This is a genomic window from Blastococcus sp. MG754426, assembly GCF_021699055.1.
GTDB lineage: Bacteria > Actinomycetota > Actinomycetes > Mycobacteriales > Geodermatophilaceae > Blastococcus.
The window spans coordinates 45828-67668 of the sequence record NZ_SSXC01000040.1; the positions used below are offsets into that span (position 1 = coordinate 45828).

Consider the following 21841-nt stretch of genomic DNA (forward strand, 5'->3'; position numbering starts at 1 on the left):
GGAGCGATCGGGGATGTAGTTGCAGTTCGGGACCGTGATCGCTGTCCTGCGCAGGGGTTGGCTGTTGGTAGCCCTGGGCGCCATCCTTGGCGGGGCCGTCGGTTGGACGACGAGCGCGCTCGCGACCCCAATGTATGCAGCGCGCACTCAGCTGTTTGTTTCGACTACCGACTCCACGACTAGCTCTGCGTTTCTGCAGGGCAGCCAGTTCTCGAGGGAGCGAGTGGCCTCCTATGCCGAACTGCTAGCTGGAGAGGACCTAGCGGCGCGCGTAGTAGAGCGTCTCAACTTGGACGTATCCCCCCGCGATCTGGCGGATCGGATCTTGGCCTCGTCAGAGGCAGGTACGGTGATTCTGGAGGTCACCGTCCTGGACTCGTCGGCAGACCGTGCGGCGGATATCGCGGCCGCCTTGGGAGCGGAGTTCCTCGACTTGGTGAGGGAACTTGAGACGCCTGACGGGAGCGAATCGTCGCCGGTGAAGGTGACAGTCACAGATCGGCCAGAAGTCCCGACAGCTCCCAGTACCCCACGGACAGCGCGCGCGATCGGCCTGGGCCTAGTGGGCGGCGCATTCCTCGGTGCGGCTGCCGCTCTGCTACGCACCCGCCTAGATCGCACAGTGCGCAATGCCGAGGAGCTCTCGTCGCAGGCCGGTTACCCCATGATCGGGACGATCGTTCGTGACGAGAGTCTGGGGCGGCAGCATGTCCTCGACCGCAGTGCTTCGACCCGGGTGGCGGAGGACTACCGACAACTTCGGACAAGCCTGCAATTCCTGAACGTAGATAGCCCTCCCAGAGTCATCATGATCTCGAGTGCAATGCCTGCGGAGGGTAAGACGACTCTCGCCATACATCTTGCACTTGCGCTCGCGGAAGCCGGAAAGGAAGTGGTTCTGGTCGATGCGGATCTGCGTCGCCCCCGAATTGCCAGCTACTTAGGTCTAGTCAATGGCGTGGGTCTAACGAACATCCTCGCCGGCTCGGCGGAGGTTGCGGACGTGGCTCAAGCGTATAGCGCAAGCAGCATTACGGTGATTGGGGCTGGCCCCAACCCGCCGAACCCAAGCGAGCTTCTGGCGTCTAAGCATATGTTGGAATTACTTGGGCAGTTGCGAGACAAGTACGACTTCGTAATTGTTGACTCGCCGCCAGTCCTGCCGTTGGCGGATGCTTCTGGTCTCGCCGCGATCGTGGATGGCGTGCTGCTCTCTGTTCGATACGGCCAGAGTCGGAAGGATCAGGTCGCGCAGGCGAGCACCAATCTTGCACGTGTCGGAGCCAAGCCTCTTGGCTTCGTTCTGAGCATGGTTCCCCCCAAGGCGACAAGTTCCGTGGCGTACGGGTACGGCACCGAATATGGCGAGAGCGGAAAGCACCGCGGTTAGTCGACGGGCTCCTGCTAGTCGCCTGTGTCAGTCATCGATCGGCTCGTTGGTCGCCCGCGTCGAGAAACGTTCGGGCGATGATCGGGCTGAAGAGTGCTTCTTCTTCTCTAGTTGTAGACAGCGTGACGTCACAGTGCCGCGCGGGGGTACTCCCTGTCGTCGGCAGGCTCAGAGCGGCCGCCATCGGTGTCGAGTGCGGCGGGCTTGCGGCGTCTGCTGCGTAGCGTGGACGTGGCGAGGCTCGGCGCTACGAATGGCTGAAAGTCGGGGCGACCGCCTACTGAGAGTAGTCAGAGTCCTTCGCCACGTGACGAAGTGCATCGAATCACCCGAAAGAGGTTTGTGTATTTGTCATGACGCCTTCCGCAGACTCGTCGGTCTCGGTACGGTCGGTGCGCCGGTTGAACACTGAAGTTCCTGGCTGTACGCACAGTCGCGCCGGGGCTTCGGTCCTGGCATCCGCACGGGGGTACGGGGCTTGTCTTTGCTTGAGGTCAGTGACGGCGCTGTCCGTCACATCCCGCGACAGCGTGATCGCCGGCCGTTGTGGCCCGCCGCTCGCCTGCGAGGCGAGGGGACGGCCGCGCGCCGTGCCTGGCGGTCACGGTATGTCCGCCGGCTGGTCGCGCTCGACGTCGCCAGCGCTATCGCGGCCGGCGTCCTAGGACAGATCGCCGAGACGCAGCCGGTCAGCGGGTCGATGGACCTGGTTGGCAGCCTGGTGACGGTGCTCGTCATCTTCCCGCTGCTCTGGGCCGGAGCCATGCTTGTCGCTCGTGCCTACGAGGAGCGGTTCCTCTGGATCGGGGCCGAAGAGTTCCGCCGGGTCTTCTTCGCCGCGGCGATGTTGCTGGCCACCATCGGCACCGTCTCCTGGGCCTTCCGGCTCGAGCTCGCCCGCGGTTTCGCCATCGTCGCCCTTCCGGTCGCTCTACTGCTGACCATGGGTCACCGCATGGCGCAGCGCTCCTGGCTGCACGGTGAACGCAGGCACGGCAAGTTCCAGCAGACCGCCATCATCGTCGGGCACCGGGGCGGTGTCGCCGCGCTTCACGCCCAGCTCGACCGGGCGAAGGAGCACGGCTACCAGGTCATCGGGTGCTGTGTCCCCGCCGGTGGAAGCAGTGACACCTTCGACGGCCTGCCCGTTCTCGGATCGCTCGACTCGGTGGTGGACGTCGTGCGCGCCTACGAGGTCGACACCGTCGCGGTCCTCCCGTGCCCGGAGCTCGACGGATCCGCGCTGCGGCAGCTCGGCTGGGACCTGGAGGACACGCAGGCCGAGCTTCTGCTCGCACCGGCGGTCACGGAGGTCGCCGGCCCGCGGGTGCGCATCCGTCCTGTCGCGGGTCTGCCTCTCATGCACGTCGAGCGACCGGAGTTCACGGGGCACCGCCGCATCGTCAAGAACGTCTTCGACCGTTCGGCGGCGCTCTTCGGCATCCTGCTCATCTCCCCGGTCCTCGTGGTGCTCGCGCTCGCGGTCAAGCTCACCAGCCGCGGCCCGGTCTTCTACAAGCACGAGCGGATCGGCCAGGGGGGCCAGCCCTTCGAGGTCTACAAGTTCCGCAGCATGGTGCCGGACGCCGACAAGCTGGTGGACACGCTCTTCGAGGAGAGCAACGAGGGCAATGACGTCCAGTTCAAGATGAAGCGCGACCCGCGCGTCACCCGCGTCGGTGCCGTCATGCGCCGGTACTCCCTCGACGAGCTGCCTCAGCTGTTCAACGTGCTGAACGGGAGCATGAGCCTCGTCGGGCCGCGCCCGCACGTGACCCGCGAGGTCGAGCAGTACGGCTTCGACATGCGCCGCCGGCTGCTGGTGAAGCCCGGCATCACGGGCCTGTGGCAGGTCAGTGGTCGCTCGGACCTCTCGTGGGATGACTCGGTGCGCATCGACGTGCGGTACGTCGAGAATTGGACCCTGTCCTTCGACCTGATGATCCTGTGGAAGACCGTGGGCGCCGTCCTCCGCGGCTCGGGCGCTTACTGACGCACGCCTCACGCACACCGCTCCGCCCGGCAACCTTCGGGCGGAGCGGTGTGCTTTCCGGCCCTCGGCGAGCGCCAGGGTCGGATAGCCGTATGGGCATCAGCAACCGGCCCCAGTGTGTCGGTGTCGGGGTATGGGGCATCGGTGGCCGGCAGGTTGCGCCCGCTCTCCCGCCGCAGGTGCCGCCTAGCCAGTGGGCCTGGCGCAATGTGAGCCGCCCACTTCTGCAGCGCAGGCGGCCGACCGAACTGAGCTGATCGGCCCCGTTTGATTGAGAAGCGGCGCAGGGGAGGCGGGGTGTGAGCGCCCGTTGCGTGCAGGCCAGGCTCCGTCAGGCGCCCGGATCAGACGGCGAGGTCGAGGTGCCGGACGTGTCAGCGCGGAACGTCGGGGAGCGCCTCGTCGGCGAACTCGGCGGCGTTCTGGCCGAGCGAGTCGCTGCGCAGGTACCCCCACATCCGCTCGGCGGCGTTGTCGTCGAGGTAGACGACGCTGGCCGGCCCCTCCATGCCGATGCCGAGCACCGGGGCGGTGAAGTACTCGATGTCGCCCGGCGTCACCCCGCGCATCGAGTAGGCCAGGCTCACCAGGTCACCGTTGCTGAGCGTGTCGTCGACGCTGACCGCGCTCGTGATCGCCAGCATGGCCGAGTCGAGCTTCGGCGGGCTGGTGAAGGTCTCCGAGCTGAACAGCTTGTCGAACATGGCCCGCAGGTACTGCTGCTGCCGCTTCACCCGGTCGAAGTCGCCGCCCGGCAGGCCGTAGCGCTGCCCGAGGTACCAGCGGGCCTCGTCCCCGTTCAGGTGGTTCATCCCGGCCTCGAAGGTGTACGGGCCGTTCTGCGTCGTCTCGGCGACCACCACGTCCACGCCGCCGAGGTCGTCGGTCACCTGGATCAGGCCGTCGAAGTCGATGGCGACGTAGTGGTCGATGCGCACCTGGGTGAGCTGCTCGACGGTCTGCACCAGCAGCGACGGCCCGCCGAAGGCGTAGCTGGCGTTGATCTTGTCCATGCCGTGGCCGGGGATCTCCACCCACGAGTCGCGGGGGATGGAGATCAGCTGGGCGTGCTGCCGGTCGGCCGAGAGCCGGGCGAGCATGATCGCGTCGGAGCGGCCGCCGGGGGCGACGCCCTCCGCGCTCTCGGTGCGGGTGTCGGAGCCGACCAGCAGGAAGGTCACCGGCTCCTCGCCGGCGGCCTGCTGCGGGGTGGCGGGCGCGGGGCGCGCCTCCTCGGGCAGTTCGGCGAAGACGTCGGAGACGCGGTCGATGTTGCCGGCCCACCGGTCGGCGAGGAACCAGAAGCCGCCGCCGGCCACCAGGCCGAGCACGAGCGCGAGGACGCCCAGGCCGATGAGCACCCGCCGCAGCCCGCGGCGGGGCCGGCCGGTCTCCGCGTCCTCGTGGTCGTCGCCGTCGTCGATCAGGGGGAGGGGAGAGGTGTCGCGTGTGCCGTGCTCCGGCGCGCCGTTCGCGTCGCTGCGCATTCCTCGGACCCCCGTCGTCGTCGAACCCGGTCGAGGGTACGGCGGCGCAGGTCAGGGCAGGGCCTGCCCTGCCCCACGCGGGTGAGGTCAGGCCCGGCGTCGCTCCCCGTCCCGGGTGGCCCGCTTCGCGGTGGGACCGTGGCCGCCGACGGCCGAGCGGCCGCGGCGCGGCGCCGTGCGCGGAGCCTCCCCGGCCGCCACGTCCCGCCAGATCACGTCCCGGCCGTCGTCCGCGGAGTCCGCGAAACGGGGTGACTCCGACCCCTCACGGGCGAGATCCGGTCCGCCGAACGTCAGATGCCGGTCCAGGGCCGCCTGCCGCTTGAGGTCGGCCAGGTGGATGCTGCGGCCGATCACGAGAGCCACAGCCAGGGCGACGACCACCCACACCGCGATGAGGACCAGCACCCAGCTCATGGGCTCTTCCTAGGTGTCGCCGGCTCGCCGCCGGATCCGACAGGGATGGGCCGTTCCCGTGCGAAGGACTTACTGCCCTGACGGTACGCCCGCATGCCTGGTCAGGGGCGTGGTTCCGCGATTCGCACGGCCCCCCAAACCTGGTGAGCACGTGCGGTGACTCTGCGGCGGGATCGACGCGTTGGCTACCGGCGCGGGGTGTGGCCGGCGCCGCCGGTGCTGACCGGCAGCGAGCCGCCGCGCAGCCGCCGCTCGAGCGGCTTCTCCACCACCGTGAACAGCACGTAGGCGCTGGCGATCGATCCGGCCAGGGCCAGCACCGTCGCCCCCAGGGCCACGGCCAGGTTGGTGGGCATCAGCACGTAGTCCACCGCCCGGATCACCAGCTGGTGGGTGAGGTAGAAGGCGAACGACCACTCGCCGAGCTTCACCAGCACCGGGTGGCGGAACACCGACGGCCGCCCGTCCAGGTCGGCCTGCGCCGCCGTCGCGATGGTGAGCGCGAACGGGATGAACGGGATCGCCACCCAGATCAGGTACGCCGGGGCGTACGCGGCGATGACGTAGGCGACGGCGACCAGCGCCAGCGAGCCGCCCAGCCCGATCCGCCGGATCCGGCGCCCCTCCTTGATCCACAGCGCGATCAGGATGCCGAGGCAGAACTCCCACAGCCGCTGCACCGGGAAGATGAAGATCGCCCAGTCGGCCACCGTCTCGCCGTGCGTGAGCGGCGCCAGCACCATCGGCGGCACGATCACCAGCAGGCAGAGCACCCCGGCCGCGATCCAGCGCGCCCGCTCCGAGAGCCGCAGCGCCTGCACGATGAGCAGCGGGAACATCGCGTAGAAGAACATCTCGCACGAGATCGACCACGTGACGCCGTTGCCGGCCCAGTAGTACTCGTTGTCCGGGATCCACGCGTGCAGCCCGACGAACGACGGGGCCATGTGCCACAGGAGCTCGCCGGTCTGCTCCGGCCGGGCCAGCGCGTTCAGCGGGATGAACGCGATCACCGCCACCCAGTACGCGGGCGCGATGCGGGCGAACCGCCGCCGGTAGAACGGCCCCGCCTTGTCACCGGGCCGGTGGGTCCAGGTGAGCACGAACCCGCTGAGGATGAAGAAGAAGCTCACCCCGGCCGCACCCGGCTCCAGGAACGGGTAGACCGCGTCGCCGACCGGCGTCGTCTCGAACGTCGCGATCGTGTGCGAGCCGAACACCAGCAGCGCGGCGATGAACCGCAGGCCGGTCAGCGAGTCCAGCCGCGCCGTCGGCCGGGCCGGGGTGGGTCCGGACGACGACGCCCGCGGGCGCGCCGGGAACGCCGCCGGGCGGGCGGACGGCCGCTCGCCCGCGCGCTGACCGGCCGATCGAGCGGGGGTGCCGTGGGAGGTCGTGCCGGGTCGAGGTGCCGACACCACTAACCCTTCCGAGGTGCACGGGGCACCTCGGGCTTCTCGACGAGGACACACCCGGGGAAGATCATCGGATTCCACAGTAGAGGCTGCGCGCCGTCGCCGCTCTCCGCCGGGGAACACAGCACGTGAACACCTCGTTCCATACGCGTGGCGGTGACTCTGCGGTCACGAGCTCGCGATGGGTAACCTCGGGCCTCCCGCCCGTGGTCACCCGGCGCGGGTTCGCGCCGCGCGAGCCGGCCGCCGTCCGGGGCGCTGCGCCGCCCACCGCGCCGATACCAGGACCAAGAGGGAACCGTGACGACTCGAGGACGCCGCCGGTTCCCGCTCGCCCTGGTGGTGACGGCGTCGCTCGTGCTCACCGCCTGCGGCTCCGGCGAGCCCGACAGCGGCGAGGGCGAGACGCCGCACGCCACGGCCGAGCCGACGTCGACCCCCATCGAGTCCACCGCGGTCCCGCGCGCCGACCTGGAGCCCGTGCCGACGACCGGCGACCGGTTCGACATCACCCGGCCGACGGACGCCTCCCCCTCTGGCTCGGCGTCGGCCGAGGAGGTCGTGGAGCCCGAGCAGGTGTGGAGCTACGCCGACGGCGACCTCTCCGACTGGAGCGAGGTCCAGGCCGCCCGCCCCGAGCAGGTCCGCGTCGTCGACGAGCCGGTCCGCCCCGGCTACGACTACTCCGCCGCCTTCTCCGCGCGCCCGGGCGACTTCACCTTCGGCGTCGACACGACCATCCGCGGCGAGGTGCGCTCCACCATCCAGGAGGCCGGCGTGCCCCGCGAGGGCGACGTCCAGTGGTACTCGTGGTCGACCTACTTCCCCGATGACTTCTTCTGGGACGGTGGCGACGAGTTCCTGATTTACACCCAGTGGCACCAGACGGCGAACGAGGGCTCGCCCAACGTCGACCTCTGGGTCACCGCCGGCCCCGACCCGGAGATCCGGCTCTCGCTGCGCGGCGGGCTGCAGGGCCGCGAGTCCGCCCAGTACGTCGCCACCTACGACCTCGGCCCGCTGGAGCGGGGGGTGTGGCTCGACCACGTCGTCCGGATCGAGTGGTCCACCCAGCCCGACGAGGGCAACGTGCAGGTGTGGATCAACGGCGAGCGGGTGGTCAACGCCGTCGGGGCCACCCTGTTCGAGGGCCAGAGCATCTACTTCAAGCAGGGCATCTACGCCGCGAGCAACACCCGGCGCCAGCACACCGTCTACTTCTCCGACGCCCGCTGGGGCGAGTCGCGGGAGAGCGTCGCCATCGAGCCGCCGGCCGAGTGACGCTACTGCGCCGCTGACGCCGGCGAGCCCAGCGGGTTCTTGCCGGTCGGGGCGGCCTCCGGGCCCGGCACGGGCTCGTCGCCGTCCGGCCCCTCCGCGTCGGGCGGCGTCTGCGGCACCACCCGGACGGCGACCAGCCAGCTCGCCAGCGACATGATCGCCGCGGCGACCACCAGCCCCACCATCAGCCCGGTGCGGCCCCACACCGCGGTGAGCGCCACGGGCAGGAACACCGCGATCGGCGCCACGCCGATGCGCACCCGCAGCGCCGCCTTGGTGTTGCGCGAACCGCGCATCGCCAGCAGCGCGCCGTGGGTGATGCCGAACAGCACCATCTGCAGGCTCACCGCGGCGACCAGCCAGCCCGAGCCCCACGACTCGCCGAACAGCGCCCGGCCCACGTCCTCCGGCAGCAGCACCAGCACCGTGCCGTAGACGACCGCCACCCCGGCCAGCGCCAGCGACGCCATCCGGCCGATGCGCAGCGCCCGGCCGGCGTCGGACTCCACCGCGCGCGCCACCATCGGCAGGCAGATGACGCTCGCCGCGGCGACGGTGATGTTGAGCGGGCCGTTGGCCACCTGCGCGGCCTTCAACTGGCCCAGCAGCGCCGTGCCGGCCACCAGTGGCAGCACGAAGATCGTCAGCTGCCCCGAGCCCGACGAGAGCGCGAAGTCGCCCAGCAGCGGGCCGGACACCGGCCACATCGCCTTCAGCCGCTGCCGCAGCCGCACCGGCTCCCGCCGGAAGCCGAACGCGGCCAGCCCGATGACGTCGGCCAGCAGCGCGCCGAGGATCCACAGCCCCAGCACCGCCGCCGTCCCGGCGATCGCCCCGGTCAGCGCCAGCACGGTGGCGACGACCATGACGACCAGCCAGACGCCGTCCAGCAGCACCGCCCGGCCCGGCCGCTGCTCGAGGAACCCGACGTAGCGCAGCGCGTCCTGGAGCAGCAGCACCGGCAGGCCGAGGAAGAACACCGCCCAGGCCACGTCCAGCGGCGTGGCCAGCAGCAGCAGCCCGACCGGGATGCCGAGCGCGCCGACCGCCGTCGCCGACGCCGCGGCGACCAGGTGCACCGGCGCGCCCTTGAGCACGTTCCGCTGCGTGATGAGCAGCGGGTCCAGGACGGCGGCGCGCGTCCCGCCCAGCAGCAGCCAGTAGATGCTGTAGATCAGCGCGAACTCACCGAAGACGGCGGCGCTCACGCCGGTGGCGATCGCCACCGACAGCAGCATGTTGCTGGCGCTGGAGATCGCCTGGTCGGCGACGGTGAGCCCCCGGCTGACCAGCTTGCCGCCGCGCACGGCCCGGCCGACGCGTCGGATCACCACGGGCGTTCGCAGGGGGTCAGCGGCACGGCAGGGAGTTCGGTGGGGGCTGGATCAGCCGGCGCGGCGGCCGAGGGCGCGGTACGTCCAGCCGGCGGCGGTCCAGGCCTCGCGGTCCAGGGCGTTGCGCCCGTCCAGCACGCGCTTCTGCTTGACCACCCGGCCGAACGCCTCCGGGTCGAGTTCGCGGTACTGCTTCCACTCGGTCAGCACCAGCACGGCGTCGGCGCGCTCGGCGGCCTCCTCCGGCGTCGCCGCGTAGTCCAGCTGCGGCCACTGCCGGCGGCTGTTCTCGATCGCGGCCGGGTCGGTCACCCGGACGACGGCGCCCTGCAGCTGCAGCTGCGCGGCGACGTTGAGCGCCGGGGAGTCGCGGATGTCGTCGCTGTCGGGCTTGAACGCCGCGCCCAGGACGGCGACCCGCTTGCCCAGCAGCGAGCCGTCGCAGACCTCGCGGGCCAGCTCCACCATGCGGATGCGGCGGCGCATGTTGATGTTGTCGACCTCGCGCAGGAACGTCAGCGCCTGGTCGGCGCCGAGCTCACCGGCGCGGGCCATGAAGGCGCGGATGTCCTTGGGCAGGCAGCCGCCGCCGAAGCCGAGGCCGGCGTTGAGGAACTTGCGGCCGATCCGGTCGTCGAAGCCGATCGCGTCGGCCAGCAGCTTCACGTCCGCACCGGTCGCCTCGCACAGCTCGGCCATCGCGTTGATGAAGGAGATCTTCGTGGCGAGGAACGAGTTGGCCGCCGTCTTCACCATCTCGGCGGTGGCGTAGTCGCTCTCCACCTTCGGGGTGCCGCGCTCGACGATCGGCGCGTACACCTCGTCGAGCAGCGCCCGGGCGGTGTCGCCGTCGGCGCCGGCGGGCAGGCCGTAGACCAGCCGGTCGGGGTGCAGCGTGTCCTGCACCGCGAAGCCCTCGCGCAGGAACTCCGGGTTCCAGGCCAGCAGCGCACCGGGCGCCTTGTCGGCGATCAGGTCGGCGAGCTGCGCCGCCGTCCCCACCGGGACGGTCGACTTGCCGACGACGAGCTCGCCGGGGGAGAGCACGTCGAGCAGCGACTCGACCGCGCCCTGCACGTAGCGCATGTCGGCGGCGTACTCGCCGCGCTTCTGCGGGGTGCCCACGCAGACGAAGTGGACGGCGGAGCCCGCGGCGTCGGCGAAGTCGGTGGAGAAGCGCAGCCGCCCGGTGGCCAGGGTGCGCTCCAGCAGCTCCTCGAAGCCCGGCTCGAAGAACGGCGCCTCGGCCTTGGCCAGCGAGGCGATCTTCGCGTCGTCGACGTCGATGCCCACGACCTCGTGGCCGATCTCGGCCATCGATGCGGCGTGGACGGCGCCCAGGTATCCGCAGCCGATGACCGAGATCTTCACGCAGTGCTCCAGTGGTTCGGGGTGGGTGCTCCGCCGCGCCGGCCGGGGGTCGCTCCCCGGCCCGTCCGCCACGGACCCCCGCCATGGTCGACCACGCACCGGCCCCGACGCCAGCGGGGCGGCCACGGGGAGGGCCAGAATCGACCGTGCAGGTGCATGCGGACCCGAACGGGTGTAGCGCCGGGTGCTGCCGGCCCGGAGGGTTGCCGCGGCGTGGCATTGTCGAGGGTCGGCCCGCGTGGAACGCTCCGCGTCGGACCGGTGGGAACGGTACCGCCCGGGCGAGGGCGGCCGGCTGGCGGGAAGGGGTCGAGGTGGGCGACGCGCTGACCAGGACCGTGCCGCGCACGCTGGCCGTCTGCGTGCTCGCCGTCGCCGGGCTGACCGCCGCCGCGGCCTACGAGCCCGTCCTCGTGCTCCTCGTCGTCCTCGCCGTGCCGGTGGTCGTCTGGGGCGTCACCCACCCCAAGCGCTTCATCGCGGCCGCCGTCCTGGTCAGCATCTTCGGCAAGACGGCCGCCCAGGTCACCGGCAGCAGCGCGGTGGACCTGCTCGACGAGCTCGCGATCGCGTCGTCGCTGCTGATCTGCGTCGGGCCCCGGCTCCTCCGCGGCCAGCCGCTGCGCAGCTTCCCGGGGCTGCCCTGGTGGGCGCTCTACGGCGTGCTCGGGGTGGTGAGCGGGCTCGCCGCGGGCGTGCCGCTCGTCGTCCTGGGGTCGGGCGCCGCCCTCGCCGGCAAGGGGATGCTGCTCGCCCTGGCGGTGGCCCAGCTGGAGTGGACCGGGGACGACGTCCGCCGCCTGGCCAAGGGCGGGGTCGGCGTCCTCCTCTTCATCATCGTCTGCTGCCTGGTGAACCTGGCCATCCCGCAGACCTGGCAGAGCACGGTCGGCAACATCGACCAGCTCAGCTTCCGCTCGGCCATCCCGTCGCTGATCGGCCCGTTCGTCGAGCCCGGCACGCTCGGGATCATGGCGGCGCTGGGCTTCCTCGCCGTCGTCGCGTGGAACACCACGATGGGCTCGACCCGCTTCACCTGGCTGCTCTCCGCCGGCATGGCACTGGTCGCGATCCTGTCCTTCCGGCGCAAGACCTGGCTGGGGATGATGGGCAGCTTCCTGTGGCTGACCTCCCGCGCCGGCCGGTCGGGCGTCTTCGCGGGGGCGCTCACCGCGGTCGCCGGCATCGTCATCGTCTTCTGGTCGACGCTGCTCACCGCCCTGCAGGGCATCGTCGCCACCTACATCGACGAGTCCGAGGGCACCGCGGCGCGCACGCTGATGACCCGCGACTCCTTCTTCGTCGCCCAGGACTACTTCCCGCTCGGCGCCGGGTTCGGCCGCTTCGGGTCGGACACCGCCTCGGAGTTCTACAGCCCGCTCTACCTCGAGCGCGGCTACCAGAACGTCTGGGGCCTCTCCGAGCGCACCGGCAACGCGATGTTCCTCACCGACACGATGTGGCCGGCGGTGCTCGGCGAGACCGGCTTCCTCGGGATGCTGGCCTTCCTGATCGCGCTCGTCGTCGTCTTCCGGCGGCTGCTCCGGCTCTCGCGCGACGGCGACCCGGTCGCCCGCTTCCTGGGCCTCACCGGCGTCGCCTGGATCGTCCAGTACCTGCTGGAGTCCACCGGCAACCCGGTGTTCGTCTCCCCGCCGTCCTACATCCCCCTGTTCCTCCTGATCGGCCTGCTGGGATCGTTCGGTGGCCGCACGCCCGACGACGCCGACGCCGGGGAACCCGCCGCCGAGGAGCGGGGCGACGGGGCACGGGTGGCGCACCCGGCCGCCGTCGGCTGACCGTCGCCACACCAACCGGCGACATCGCGAGTGCTCGGGCGGTTGCGCGCCCCGCCCCCTTTACGCTTCGGTGGTGCCACCACGACGGGATCGAGCCGAACCGGCAGGTGAAGGGGTGGAGTTGTCCGCTGCGCTCAGCGGCAAGCGCGCGCTCCTGGTCGCCTCGACCGGTGGCCACCTCGCCCAGATCGTGCGCTGGTCCGAGCGGTTCGGGCTCTCGCCGGACTCCGTCTTCGCCACCTTCGACTCCGAGCAGAGCCGGTCGCTGCTGCGCGACCGGCGCACGGTCACCCTCGACTACGTGCCCCCGCGCGGCCTGGTGCCGGCGGTCCGCGCCGGGGCCCGGCTGCACCGGGCCACCCGCCGCGAGCGCTTCGACGTCGTCCTGAGCACCGGGGCCGCGGTCGGCATCGCCGCCTGGGCCATCGCCCAGCTGCGGCGGCTCCCGTTCGTCTACATCGAGAGCGTCTCCCGCTTCGACGGGCCGTCGGCCACCGGCCGCATCCTCGAGCGGCTCCCGCGGGCGCAGCGCTACAGCCAGCACGCCGCCTGGGCCGACCGCCCCGGCTGGCGGCTGGGCCCCTCGCTGCTCGACGACTTCACCGCCGTCCCGGCGACCGACCCCCCGGCGCGCACGGGCGAGGGGCGCCGCATCTTCGTCAGCCTGGGCACCATCAAGCCGTTCCGCTTCGACGCGCTGGTCGACGCCGTCCGCGACCGGGTGCGCCCCGGCGACACCGTCACCTGGCAGCTGGGCGTCACCACCCGCGACGACCTGCCCGGCGAGGTGAAGCAGGAGCTGCGCGCCGAGGAGTTCGACCGGCTGGTGGCCGAGAGCGACGTCTTCGTCACCCACGCCGGCGTCGGCACCCTGCTCCGCGCGCTGGAGCTCGGCGTCCGGCCGGTCGTCGTCCCGCGGGTGGCCGCCCGCGGCGAGCACGTCGACGACCACCAGCTGCAGGTGGCCCGCGAGCTCGCGCAGCGGGGGCTGGTGCTGCTGCGGGAACCCGGGCAGCTGACCGGCGACGACCTCGACCCCTCGGGCGTGGTGATCCGCCGATCCGGGGACACGCCGGCGTGAGCCGCCCCTCGCGACCCGTGCTGCGCGTGACGCAGATCGGCAACGCGTCGCAGGGGCGGGGGGGTGTCTCCTCCGTCGTGCGCACCACGAACTCCTGGTCCGGCCCGGACCTCGAGGTGCGGGAGTGGCCCTCCTACTGGCACGGCGACCGGCGGCGCACCCTGACCGCCTTCGCCCGGACGGCGCTGAGCGTGCTGACCAGCAAGGTGGAGCCCACCGACGTGTGGCACTTCCACCTGACCCAGCACGGCTCCTTCCTGCGCGAGGGCCTGCTGCTCGCCCTCGCCCGCCGCCGCGGGGTCTGCTGCACCGTCCTGGTGCACGGCTCGCAGTTCGTCGCCTTCGCCGAGGGCAACCGGTGGCTCGCCCGCCTGGTGCTGCGCCTGCCCGCGGTGGTCTTCGTGCTCACCGAGCCCGCCGCCGAGGTGCTGCGCTCGCTGGGCATCGACGCCGTCCGCGTGGCCAACAGCGTGCCGATCGAGGAGGACCCGGTCGGCGCCGGGCGCTCGGGGTTTGTCTTCGCCGGCGAGATCGGCCCGCGCAAGGGCGCCGACGTGCTCCTCGACGCGTGGTCGGCCGCCCGGCTCGACGGCGAGCAGCTCGTGCTCTTCGGCGACCTCGCGCCGCAGTTCCGGCTGCCCGACCCGCTGCCCAGCGGGGTGGTGTTCGAGGGCCCGGTCTCGCCCGAGCAGGTGCGCGCCCGCCTGCGCACCGCCGTCGCGCTGGTGCTGCCCAGCCGGGCGGAGGCGATGCCGATGATCATCCTGGAGTCGATGAGCCTCGCGACGCCGGTCATCGCCAGCGACGTCGGCCAGATCGCCGAGGTGGTCGACGACACCGGCATGGTCGTCCCGCCCGCCGACGCCGACGCGCTGGGGACGGCGATCCGCCGGATGGCCGGCTCCCCGGAGCTGGCGCAGGGCCTCGGCCGCCGCGCGTGGGACCGTGTACGTGCCCGGCACTCCAACGCGGTCGTGCGCAAGGTCTTCGTCGAGCACTGGCGAAAGTGCGTGGAAGAAGCCCGAACGGGTGACGCCGCGCGGCGCGATCCGCCGGACAATACCTAGCCTGGAGCGCTCTTCACCTGCTCGAATCGGCTGGGGCAGCAGTCGCGTAGCCCGTGCGACGACCGCGGCTGCGGCCCGCACCCGTGGGCCTCGATCACCGAAAGACGAGGAAGTAGTGGAACTCAGAGACACCATCGCGGCGATCCGGGCCGGGTGGTTCCTGCCCGTGATCGGGATGCTCCTGGGCGGGGGCGTCGGGGCCGCGATGGCCCTGATGATGACGCCGACCTACACCTCGTCCGCGCAGGTGTGGGTGACCTCCACCGACGCCACCTCCACCACCGCCGCGTTCCAGGGCAGCCAGTTCGCCCAGAACCGGGTGGCCTCCTACGTCCAGATCCTCGGCAGCGAGCGCCTGGCCGAGGGCGTCATCGAACGGCTCGACCTCGACCTCAGCCCCTCGGGCCTGCAGCAGCGGGTCGAGCCCTCGGTGGTGCCCGACACCACGGTGCTGGGCATCACGGTCACCGACACCTCGCCGCAGCGGGCGCGCGACATCGCCGCGGCCGTCGCCGCTGAGTTCACCGAGCTGGTGATCGAGGTGGAGACGACCACCACGACGCCCACCGAGCCCGACGTCGAGCCGGTGACGACCGTGCCGGTGAAGGTGACCGTCCTGGACACCCCGGAGGTCGCCGATTCGCCCTCCGCCCCGAACCTTTACGCCAACATCGCCGTCGGCGTGCTCATCGGCCTGCTCGTGGGCCTCGCGCTCGCCTACGCCCGCGTGCGCCTGGACCGCTCGGTGCGCGACCCGAAGGTCGCCTCCGACGTCGCCGGCGCGCCGGTCATCGGCACCATCGCGCGGGACCCGAAGCTCGCCGCCAGCCACGTGCTGGAGCGCAACAGCCGGTCGGGCGCCGCCGAGGCGTTCCGCCAGCTGCGCACCAACCTGCAGTTCCTCAACGTCGACCAGCCGCCGCGGGTGATCATGGTGTCCAGCGCGGTCGCCGCCGAGGGGAAGACGACCGTCGCGGTGAACCTCGCCCTCACGCTGGCCGAGGGCGGGCACCGGGTCGCGCTGGTGGAGTCCGACCTGCGGCACCCCCGGGTCGTCCGCTACCTCGGCCTCGTCGACGGTGCCGGCCTGACCAGCACCCTCACCGGCGCCGCCGAGCTCGACGACGTCCTCCAGCCCTACGGCGACGGCCGGCTCTCGGTGCTCGGCGCCGGGTCCATCCCGCCGAACCCCAGCGAGCTGCTCGCCTCCAGCCAGCTGCGCACGGTGGTCGACCGGCTCCGGGACACCCACGACTACGTCATCTTCGACACGCCCCCGCTGCTGCCGGTCGCGGACGCCAGCGCCGTCGCCGTGGTGATGGACGGCGTGCTGCTGGTGGCGCGCCAGGGCAGGACCCGGCGCGAGGAGCTCGAGCGCGCCGCGGCCATCCTCGACCGGGTCGGTGCGCGCACGCTCGGGGTCATCCTCACCATGGCCCCGGCGTCGTCGTCGCCGCACTCCTACGGGTACGACGGGGACACCCCCGCGGAGCCCGAGCCGAAGCCCCGGCCCGTCGCCGCCCAGGAGAAGCCCCAGGCGCCGGGCCGGCGGGCGGAGGACGACGGGCCGGCGCGCGACGAGGTGCCGGCCGGTGCGCCGGGCGACGACGTGCCGGCCGGTGCGACGCGCGCCGACGTCGTCACCGGGCCGCCGACCGATCCCGCCGGCGGGGCGCGGGTCCAGGTGCCCACCGGGCCGGCGACCACCGAGATCCCCGCCGTCGGGCCGCCCTCCCCGCCGCAGCGCTCCGACTCGGCCAGCCGCGGCTGACCGCTGCGCGCCGGCCGGACGAACAGGGATGTGACCTGCGCCGCTGACGGTCCGTGAGTGGTTGGCTTCATTACGTACAGTTATGTAGTGAGCGAGCCAAATCGTCACAGAACCGCTAACGTCTAGCCCGGCGGTCCGACAGGACGAGGCGAAGGCGCCTCACTGTTCGTTGTTGCTCACTCTGCGTGATCGCCGGGTGGGGCAGCGTGCTCGGGTCGCTCGACAGGACCAGACGCAGACGCACCCAGGGGGCTCGGAACCAGCATGCAGGTTTCTCACGACCAGACGACTCGTGAGGTGCTGCCGACCACGGTCCGGACCCGCTTCCCCGGCCTGCGCCGCCTGCGCGGCGAGGGCACCGAGGCGCGCCGGGCCTGGCGCGCCGCCTACGTGCGCAGCATCGTGCTCGGGGACGCGGTCGCCGCCGTGCTCGCGGCCACGATCGGCTATTTCGTCCGGTTCGGCACCGACGTCGACGGTGCGGCGGCGTACTCGCTGTGGGCCGCGCTGGCGATGCCCGTGGTGTGGGTGGCCGCGATGCACATCGGCCGCAGCTACGAGGAGCGCTACCTCTGGGTGGGCGCCGAGGAGTTCCGGCGGGTGCTGCACGCCGCCGCGGTGCTGCTGGCCGCCGTCGCGATCGTCTCCTGGGGCCTGGACCTGCGGGTCGCCCGCGGCTTCGTCGTCGTCGCCCTCCCGGCCGCCACCGTGCTGACCCTCCTGCAGCGCTACCTCCGCCGGCAGGCGCTGCACCGGGCCCGCATCGGCGGGGCCTTCCAGCAGACGACGCTCGTCGTCGGGCACCGCAACGCCGTCGCCTCGCTGCACGCCGAGCTCGACCGCGCCGCCTACCACGGCTACCGGGTCATCGGCTGCTGCCTGCCCGACGGCCGGGCGGCCGACGGCCCCACCGACTTCGACGGGTTGCCCGTCCTCGGCGGCCTCGACGAGGTGCTCGACGTCGTCCAGCGGTTCGAGGTCGACACCGTCGCCGTCATGCCCTGCCCCGAGCTGGACGGGCCCTCGCTGCGCCGGCTGGGCTGGGAGCTGGAGAAGACCGAGGCCGAGCTGCTGCTCGCCCCCGCGGTGACCGAGGTCGTCGGCCCCCGGGTGGCCATCCGCCCGGTCTGCGGGCTGCCGCTGCTGCACGTGGAGCGGCCCGAGCTGCGCGGCGTGCGCCGGCTGGCCAAGACGGCGGTCGACGCCTCGCTGGCCGCCGGTGCGCTGCTGCTGACCCTCCCGCTGTTCCTGCTCATCGCGCTGGCGCTGAAGACCACCAGCCGCGGGCCGGTGTTCTTCAAGCAGACCCGCGTCGGCCGCGACGGGCAGACCTTCTCCATGCTCAAGTTCCGCAGCATGGTGCAGGGCGCCGACAAGATGGTCGAGGTGCTGGAGGCCGACAACGACGGCAACGGCGTGCTCTACAAGCGCAAGGCCGACCCGCGCGTGACCCGCGTGGGCCGGGTGCTGCGCCGCTACTCCCTGGATGAGCTGCCGCAGCTGATCAACGTGCTGCGCGGCGACATGAGCCTGGTCGGCCCGCGCCCGCCGCTGCCCAGCGAGACCGAGCGCTACGGCTTCGACATGCGGCGCCGCTTCCTGGTCAAGCCGGGCATCACCGGGCTGTGGCAGATCAGCGGCCGCTCGGACCTCTCCTGGGACGACTCGGTGCGCATCGACGTCCGCTACGTGGAGAACTGGTCGCTGAGCTTCGACATGATGATCCTCTGGAAGACCCTCGGCGCGGTCCTCCGCGGGCGCGGCGCCTACTGAGCGCCGGCCGCCCTCCGCCAGCAGGCGCGGATGGCGGCGTACATGGTGCGGGCGTCGAAGCCCTCCGCCCACGTGGCGTAGGCGGCCCGGGCCATCTCGTCGCGCAGCGCGGGGTCGCCCAGCAGGCGCGCCAGGTGCTCGGTCAGGGCGTCGACGTCGCCCGGCGGCACGAGGAAGCCGTTCGCCCCGTGGGTGACCAGCTCCTCCATGGCGCCGACCGGCGTCGTGACCGCCGGGATGCCGCGGGACATCGCCTCGATGACCACCATCGGCAGCCCCTCGGCGTGGCTGGGCAGGGCCAGCAGGTACGCCGTCCGCAGCAGCTCCTGGGCCTCCGCCCGGCGCAGCGAGCCGGCGTAGCTGACCCGCCCGGGGCGGGCCCGCGCTGCCTCCTCCACCAGCGCGACGACGCGGGGGTCGGCCGGCGGGCCGGCGAGGACCAGCTCCACGTCGGGCAGGTCGTCCAGCCGCTCGAACGCGCGCAGCAGCTCCGGCACGCCCTTGCCCTCGTCGATGCGGCCCAGCAGGACCACCCGCCTCGGGCGGTCGGCCGGCCAGGGCGTCACCGGCGGGGCGCCGTCGGCCACGCCGTTGTGGACCACGTGCACCCGCTCGGCGGGCACGCCGAGCTCCTCGGTGACGACGCGGGCCCAGGGGCCGCCCAGCACCACCACGTAGGCGGCGCGGTCGTAGAAGCGCTCGATCCGGCGGCGCAGCGCGGGGGAGGTCGCCCGGAGGAAGTCGCGGTAGCCGGCCCCGTGCAGGTGGATGCCGTACGGCAGGCCGCGCAGCGCGCAGACGCGGGCGAGCGCCATCTTCCGCCAGGTGCTGCCCCGGCTGGCGACGTGCAGGTGGGCGACGTCGGCCCGCGCGGTGCCCGCCGTGGCGAGGGCGCGCGCGAAGTTCGCGGCCCGGCGCGGCGCGGGCCCGATGCCCCCGGAGTCGACGACCCGCAGCCGCACGGGCGCGGCGTCCAGGCCGTTCTGCGTCTCGAGCTCGGCGACGACCGACGCCATCCCGCCGGGCTGGCCGCCGGTGGGGCCGACGCTCAGGACGTGGAGCGCGCCGTCGTCGTGCTGGTCGTGGTGGTCGGGGCCGGGGGAGGGAGCGGGCATCGTGCCGGGATCACCGCGCCGCGGCGTCGTCGAGGTCGGGCAGCGTCCACTGCTCCCCGAGCCAGGCGTCGAAGGTGGGCGGCTCGAAGGGCAGCACGCCACCGCCCGGGTAGGGCGTGTACTCGCTGAACCAGATGACGCCGTCGACGTTGTAGAGGTCGACGCGCATGAAGTCGAAGGGGCGGGCGAGCACCTCGGCGGCGTGGTTGATGGCGGCCAGGTTCTCCGGCGGCGGGCCCGGCTCGCCGCTGCCCAGGGCCGTCGCCACGTGCAGCGGCTCCCAGTCGGCGGTGTAGAACGTGCGGGTGTGCTGCTTGGTGAAGCGGCCGGTGTCCACCGACATCGCGGCGATCTTGCCGTCGAACATCAGGTACTTGTAGTCGTCGGGCGGCGTGACGCCGTCGCCGATGGCCTCCTCGATCACGTACAGCGGCCGGGCCTGGCTGTAGGCCCACTCGCCGAGCAGCACGCTCTGGTCGTCGCGGAGCCAGGTCCGCGTCTCCGCGATCGTGCGGGCGTCGACGGTCTCCGCCGCGGTGCCGAAGCGGACCAGCCCGCTGCGGTGGTTGGGCTTGAGCACCCAGGGGCGGTCGAAGACCCGCCCGGCGACCTCGGTGAGGTCGGTGCCCGACCAGAAGGTCTCCGGCACCGAGATGCCGGCCTCGTCGGCGACCGCGGCCGCGTGCTCCTTCATGGCCAGCTTGTCGCACGTCCAGGCCAGCACCGGCCGCCGGTCGTGCATGATCCGCCAGTTGATCTTCTCGCCGAAGGTCTGCGGGTCGCGCAGGCGCGGCAGCCGCCCGTGCCCGGCCAGGTAGAGGTACCGCCGCCGCAGGGGGAGGGGGAGCACCCCGGCGATCCTGCGGTGGGCCGGCTGGAAGAAGTGTCGGAGGCTCTCGTTCAAGCCGCTCCGGGGCATCCGGAACCCCTTCTGGTGTGAGACGTGGGCACGCCGGCGGTGTCTGCTGCCGGGCGCCCGATCGGGGCGTCCGGTGTCGCGTCGACCCTAGTACCCGGGCTCCGGCGTGGCCGTTCTCCGGAACTGAACCACCCCATCGGAGGTTTCGGGCGGTGGACGGCCGTGATCAGACTGGGACCGTGCCCGACCAGGAGACCACCCCCGCCCCCGTCACCGTCCTGCTCGTGTGCACCGGCAACATCTGCCGCTCGGCCATGGGTGAGGGGCTGGGGCGCTCGTACCTGCGCGGGCTCCTCGGCGAGGCCGCCACGGACATCCGGCTGGTCAGCGCGGGGACCCGCGCGGTCGCCGGTTCCGCGATGCACCCCCGCAGCGCGCTGGTCATCTCCGGGTTCGGCGGCGACCCCGAGGGGTTCGTGGCCCGGCAGCTGGAGCCCTGGATGGTCACCGAGGCCGACCTCGTCCTCACCCTGACCCGGGACCACCGCCGCGAGGTGCTGGAGCTGGTGCCCCGGGCGCTGGCCCGCACCTTCACGCTCCGCGAGGCCGCGGCGCTGCTCGGTGCGCTGGGGGAGGGGCAGCCGCAGGCGGCGGAGTTCGCCGACCGCGCCCGCGGGCTGGTCGCCGCCCTGGCCGCGGCCCGGCCCGGGCGCCGGGGGGAGGACGGCGACGACATCGCCGATCCGATCGGCCGATCCCTCGAGGGTCACGAGGAGGTCGGGCAGGCCGTGGCCGACGCCCTGCTGCCGGTCCTGGCCGCGCTGATCTCGCTGCACCCCGACATCGACGAGGACGTGGAGCCCGCTCCCGTGCGGATCGCCGCGCACCTCGACCGGGGCGTCGACGACGTCGCGCCCGACGAGCCCGGCGCGGGCAACGGCTCGCTCCCGCCGGCGCTGGACCACCGGTCGGCGGGTCCGGGACGGGCCCGGCGCGCGTTCGGCGCCTTCGGCCGCCGCCGGCGCTCCTCGGGCTCCTAGGACCGCCTCGCCGGACCGTCGGCGGGTCCGAGCCGGGCCGGTGGAGCCGGGCTACTGGCGGGGAACGGGCGGGGCGGCGGCCCACTCCGCCGGCACGAAGTCGGGCACCGGCGCGGCGTCCGCCGCCTGCCGCCGGTCGGCCGTGCGCACGGCCCGGCCGACGGCGAGCGCCAGGAGCACGGCCAGCACCGTCCACGCGGCCCCGAGGACCAGCACCCACGTCATGGGACCTTCCTAGGCGGCGCGACGCGCCCAGCCGGGGTCCGACGCGGGCAGAACCTGCCGAAAAAGTCCACTCCCACATGTTTGGGGATCGGTGCTGGTCAGACCGCGAGTTGCTTAGCAGAACCCGTGACGACTCGCCGGATGGGCCGGAAAATTCACTCGAACGGGCTTGGCGTTATGGAACCGTGACGCTACCTTGAGCCGCGTGTCACGAAACGCTCACCGACAGTGGCGAAGCCTCCGACCCGGTCGTCGCCGGCGCCTCTCCCGGCGCCGCCTGACGCAGCTCCTGCTCGCCCTCGTCGGGATCCTTCCCCTCAGCTACCCGCTCGTGCAGGACGGGGGCAGCAGCACCGCGGCGCAGCAGTCGTCGCCGGCCGTCGAGACCCGCGACTCCCGCCCCGCGCCGCAGCAGTCCCCGGC

17 protein-coding genes and 1 pseudogene are annotated in these 21841 nt (G+C 72.5%); 10 read left to right on the forward strand and 8 right to left on the reverse strand.

Annotated elements, in window-relative coordinates:
• Positions 1–34: 34 nt before the first annotated feature.
• From E9549_RS24500 to E9549_RS13855, 3 genes and pseudogenes are all read left to right on the forward strand, one after another.
• A pseudogene (locus tag E9549_RS24500) lies at positions 35–268 on the forward strand (Wzz/FepE/Etk N-terminal domain-containing protein); the annotation flags it as partial.
• Between the two features lie 81 nt (positions 269–349).
• The gene (locus tag E9549_RS13850; RefSeq protein ID WP_236827127.1) at positions 350–1390 is read left to right on the forward strand and encodes a CpsD/CapB family tyrosine-protein kinase; all 1041 of its coding nucleotides are present in this window, start codon (positions 350–352) and stop codon (positions 1388–1390) included.
• A 544-nt stretch (positions 1391–1934) separates the two neighbouring features.
• Positions 1935–3383, forward strand: coding sequence for a sugar transferase (locus E9549_RS13855; RefSeq protein ID WP_374201450.1), 1449 nt, complete (start codon positions 1935–1937; stop codon positions 3381–3383).
• Between the two features lie 374 nt (positions 3384–3757).
• Here E9549_RS13855 and E9549_RS13860 read toward each other — a convergent pair whose 3' ends face one another.
• From E9549_RS13860 to E9549_RS13870, 3 genes are all read right to left on the reverse strand, one after another.
• Positions 3758–4870, reverse strand: a complete 1113-nt coding sequence (locus E9549_RS13860; protein ID WP_236827128.1) for an LCP family protein — start codon at positions 4868–4870, stop codon at positions 3758–3760.
• Between the two features lie 87 nt (positions 4871–4957).
• Positions 4958–5287, reverse strand: coding sequence for a hypothetical protein (locus E9549_RS13865; RefSeq protein ID WP_236827129.1), 330 nt, complete (start codon positions 5285–5287; stop codon positions 4958–4960).
• Positions 5288–5472: 185 nt separating this feature from the next.
• Positions 5473–6705, reverse strand: a complete 1233-nt coding sequence (locus E9549_RS13870) for an acyltransferase (protein ID WP_236827130.1) — start codon at positions 6703–6705, stop codon at positions 5473–5475.
• Positions 6706–7002: 297 nt separating this feature from the next.
• On the opposite strand from E9549_RS13870, the gene E9549_RS13875 reads away from it, so the two are divergent.
• A complete protein-coding gene (locus E9549_RS13875; RefSeq protein ID WP_236827131.1) occupies positions 7003–7983 on the forward strand; it encodes a polysaccharide lyase in 981 nt (326 codons plus the stop codon).
• A 2-nt stretch (positions 7984–7985) separates the two neighbouring features.
• Here E9549_RS13875 and E9549_RS13880 read toward each other — a convergent pair whose 3' ends face one another.
• On the reverse strand, positions 7986–9317 hold the full coding sequence (locus E9549_RS13880; protein WP_236827132.1) for a hypothetical protein: 1332 nt from the start codon (positions 9315–9317) through the stop codon (positions 7986–7988).
• A gap of 51 nt (positions 9318–9368) precedes the next feature.
• On the reverse strand, positions 9369–10688 hold the full coding sequence (locus E9549_RS13885) for a UDP-glucose/GDP-mannose dehydrogenase family protein (RefSeq protein ID WP_236827133.1): 1320 nt from the start codon (positions 10686–10688) through the stop codon (positions 9369–9371).
• A 314-nt stretch (positions 10689–11002) separates the two neighbouring features.
• On the opposite strand from E9549_RS13885, the gene E9549_RS13890 reads away from it, so the two are divergent.
• The 5 genes from E9549_RS13890 to E9549_RS13910 all read left to right on the forward strand — a co-directional run bounded on the left by E9549_RS13890 (position 11003) and on the right by E9549_RS13910 (position 18179).
• The gene (locus tag E9549_RS13890; RefSeq protein ID WP_236827134.1) at positions 11003–12487 is read left to right on the forward strand and encodes an O-antigen ligase; all 1485 of its coding nucleotides are present in this window, start codon (positions 11003–11005) and stop codon (positions 12485–12487) included.
• Between the two features lie 115 nt (positions 12488–12602).
• Positions 12603–13568, forward strand: coding sequence for a glycosyltransferase (locus E9549_RS13895; protein ID WP_236827135.1), 966 nt, complete (start codon positions 12603–12605; stop codon positions 13566–13568).
• The gene (locus E9549_RS24205; protein WP_236827136.1) at positions 13565–14635 is read left to right on the forward strand and encodes a glycosyltransferase family 4 protein; all 1071 of its coding nucleotides are present in this window, start codon (positions 13565–13567) and stop codon (positions 14633–14635) included. The genes E9549_RS13895 and E9549_RS24205 overlap by 4 nt, the downstream gene beginning before the upstream one ends.
• Positions 14636–14750: 115 nt before the next feature.
• Positions 14751–16406, forward strand: a complete 1656-nt coding sequence (locus tag E9549_RS13905) for a polysaccharide biosynthesis tyrosine autokinase (protein WP_236827137.1) — start codon at positions 14751–14753, stop codon at positions 16404–16406.
• A 264-nt stretch (positions 16407–16670) separates the two neighbouring features.
• Positions 16671–18179, forward strand: coding sequence for a sugar transferase (locus E9549_RS13910; RefSeq protein WP_236827138.1), 1509 nt, complete (start codon positions 16671–16673; stop codon positions 18177–18179).
• Here the strand turns inward: E9549_RS13910 and E9549_RS13915 are convergent.
• Positions 18173–19294, reverse strand: a complete 1122-nt coding sequence (locus E9549_RS13915) for a glycosyltransferase family 4 protein (protein ID WP_236827139.1) — start codon at positions 19292–19294, stop codon at positions 18173–18175. The genes E9549_RS13910 and E9549_RS13915 overlap by 7 nt on opposite strands.
• 10 nt (positions 19295–19304) lie before the next feature.
• Positions 19305–20144 carry an ATP-grasp fold amidoligase family protein gene (locus E9549_RS13920; protein WP_236827140.1) on the reverse strand — a complete coding sequence of 280 codons (840 nt, stop codon included), beginning with the start codon at positions 20142–20144 and terminating at the stop codon, positions 19305–19307.
• A 248-nt stretch (positions 20145–20392) separates the two neighbouring features.
• Here E9549_RS13920 and E9549_RS13925 point away from each other — a divergent pair, with 248 nt between their 5' ends.
• On the forward strand, positions 20393–21193 hold the full coding sequence (locus tag E9549_RS13925) for a hypothetical protein (protein ID WP_236827141.1): 801 nt from the start codon (positions 20393–20395) through the stop codon (positions 21191–21193).
• 51 nt (positions 21194–21244) lie between these two features.
• On the opposite strand, the gene E9549_RS13930 is transcribed toward E9549_RS13925, so the two are convergent.
• Entirely contained in the window at positions 21245–21418 is a 174-nt protein-coding gene (locus tag E9549_RS13930; RefSeq protein WP_236827142.1) for a hypothetical protein, read from the reverse strand.
• Positions 21419–21841: the final 423 nt, after the last annotated feature.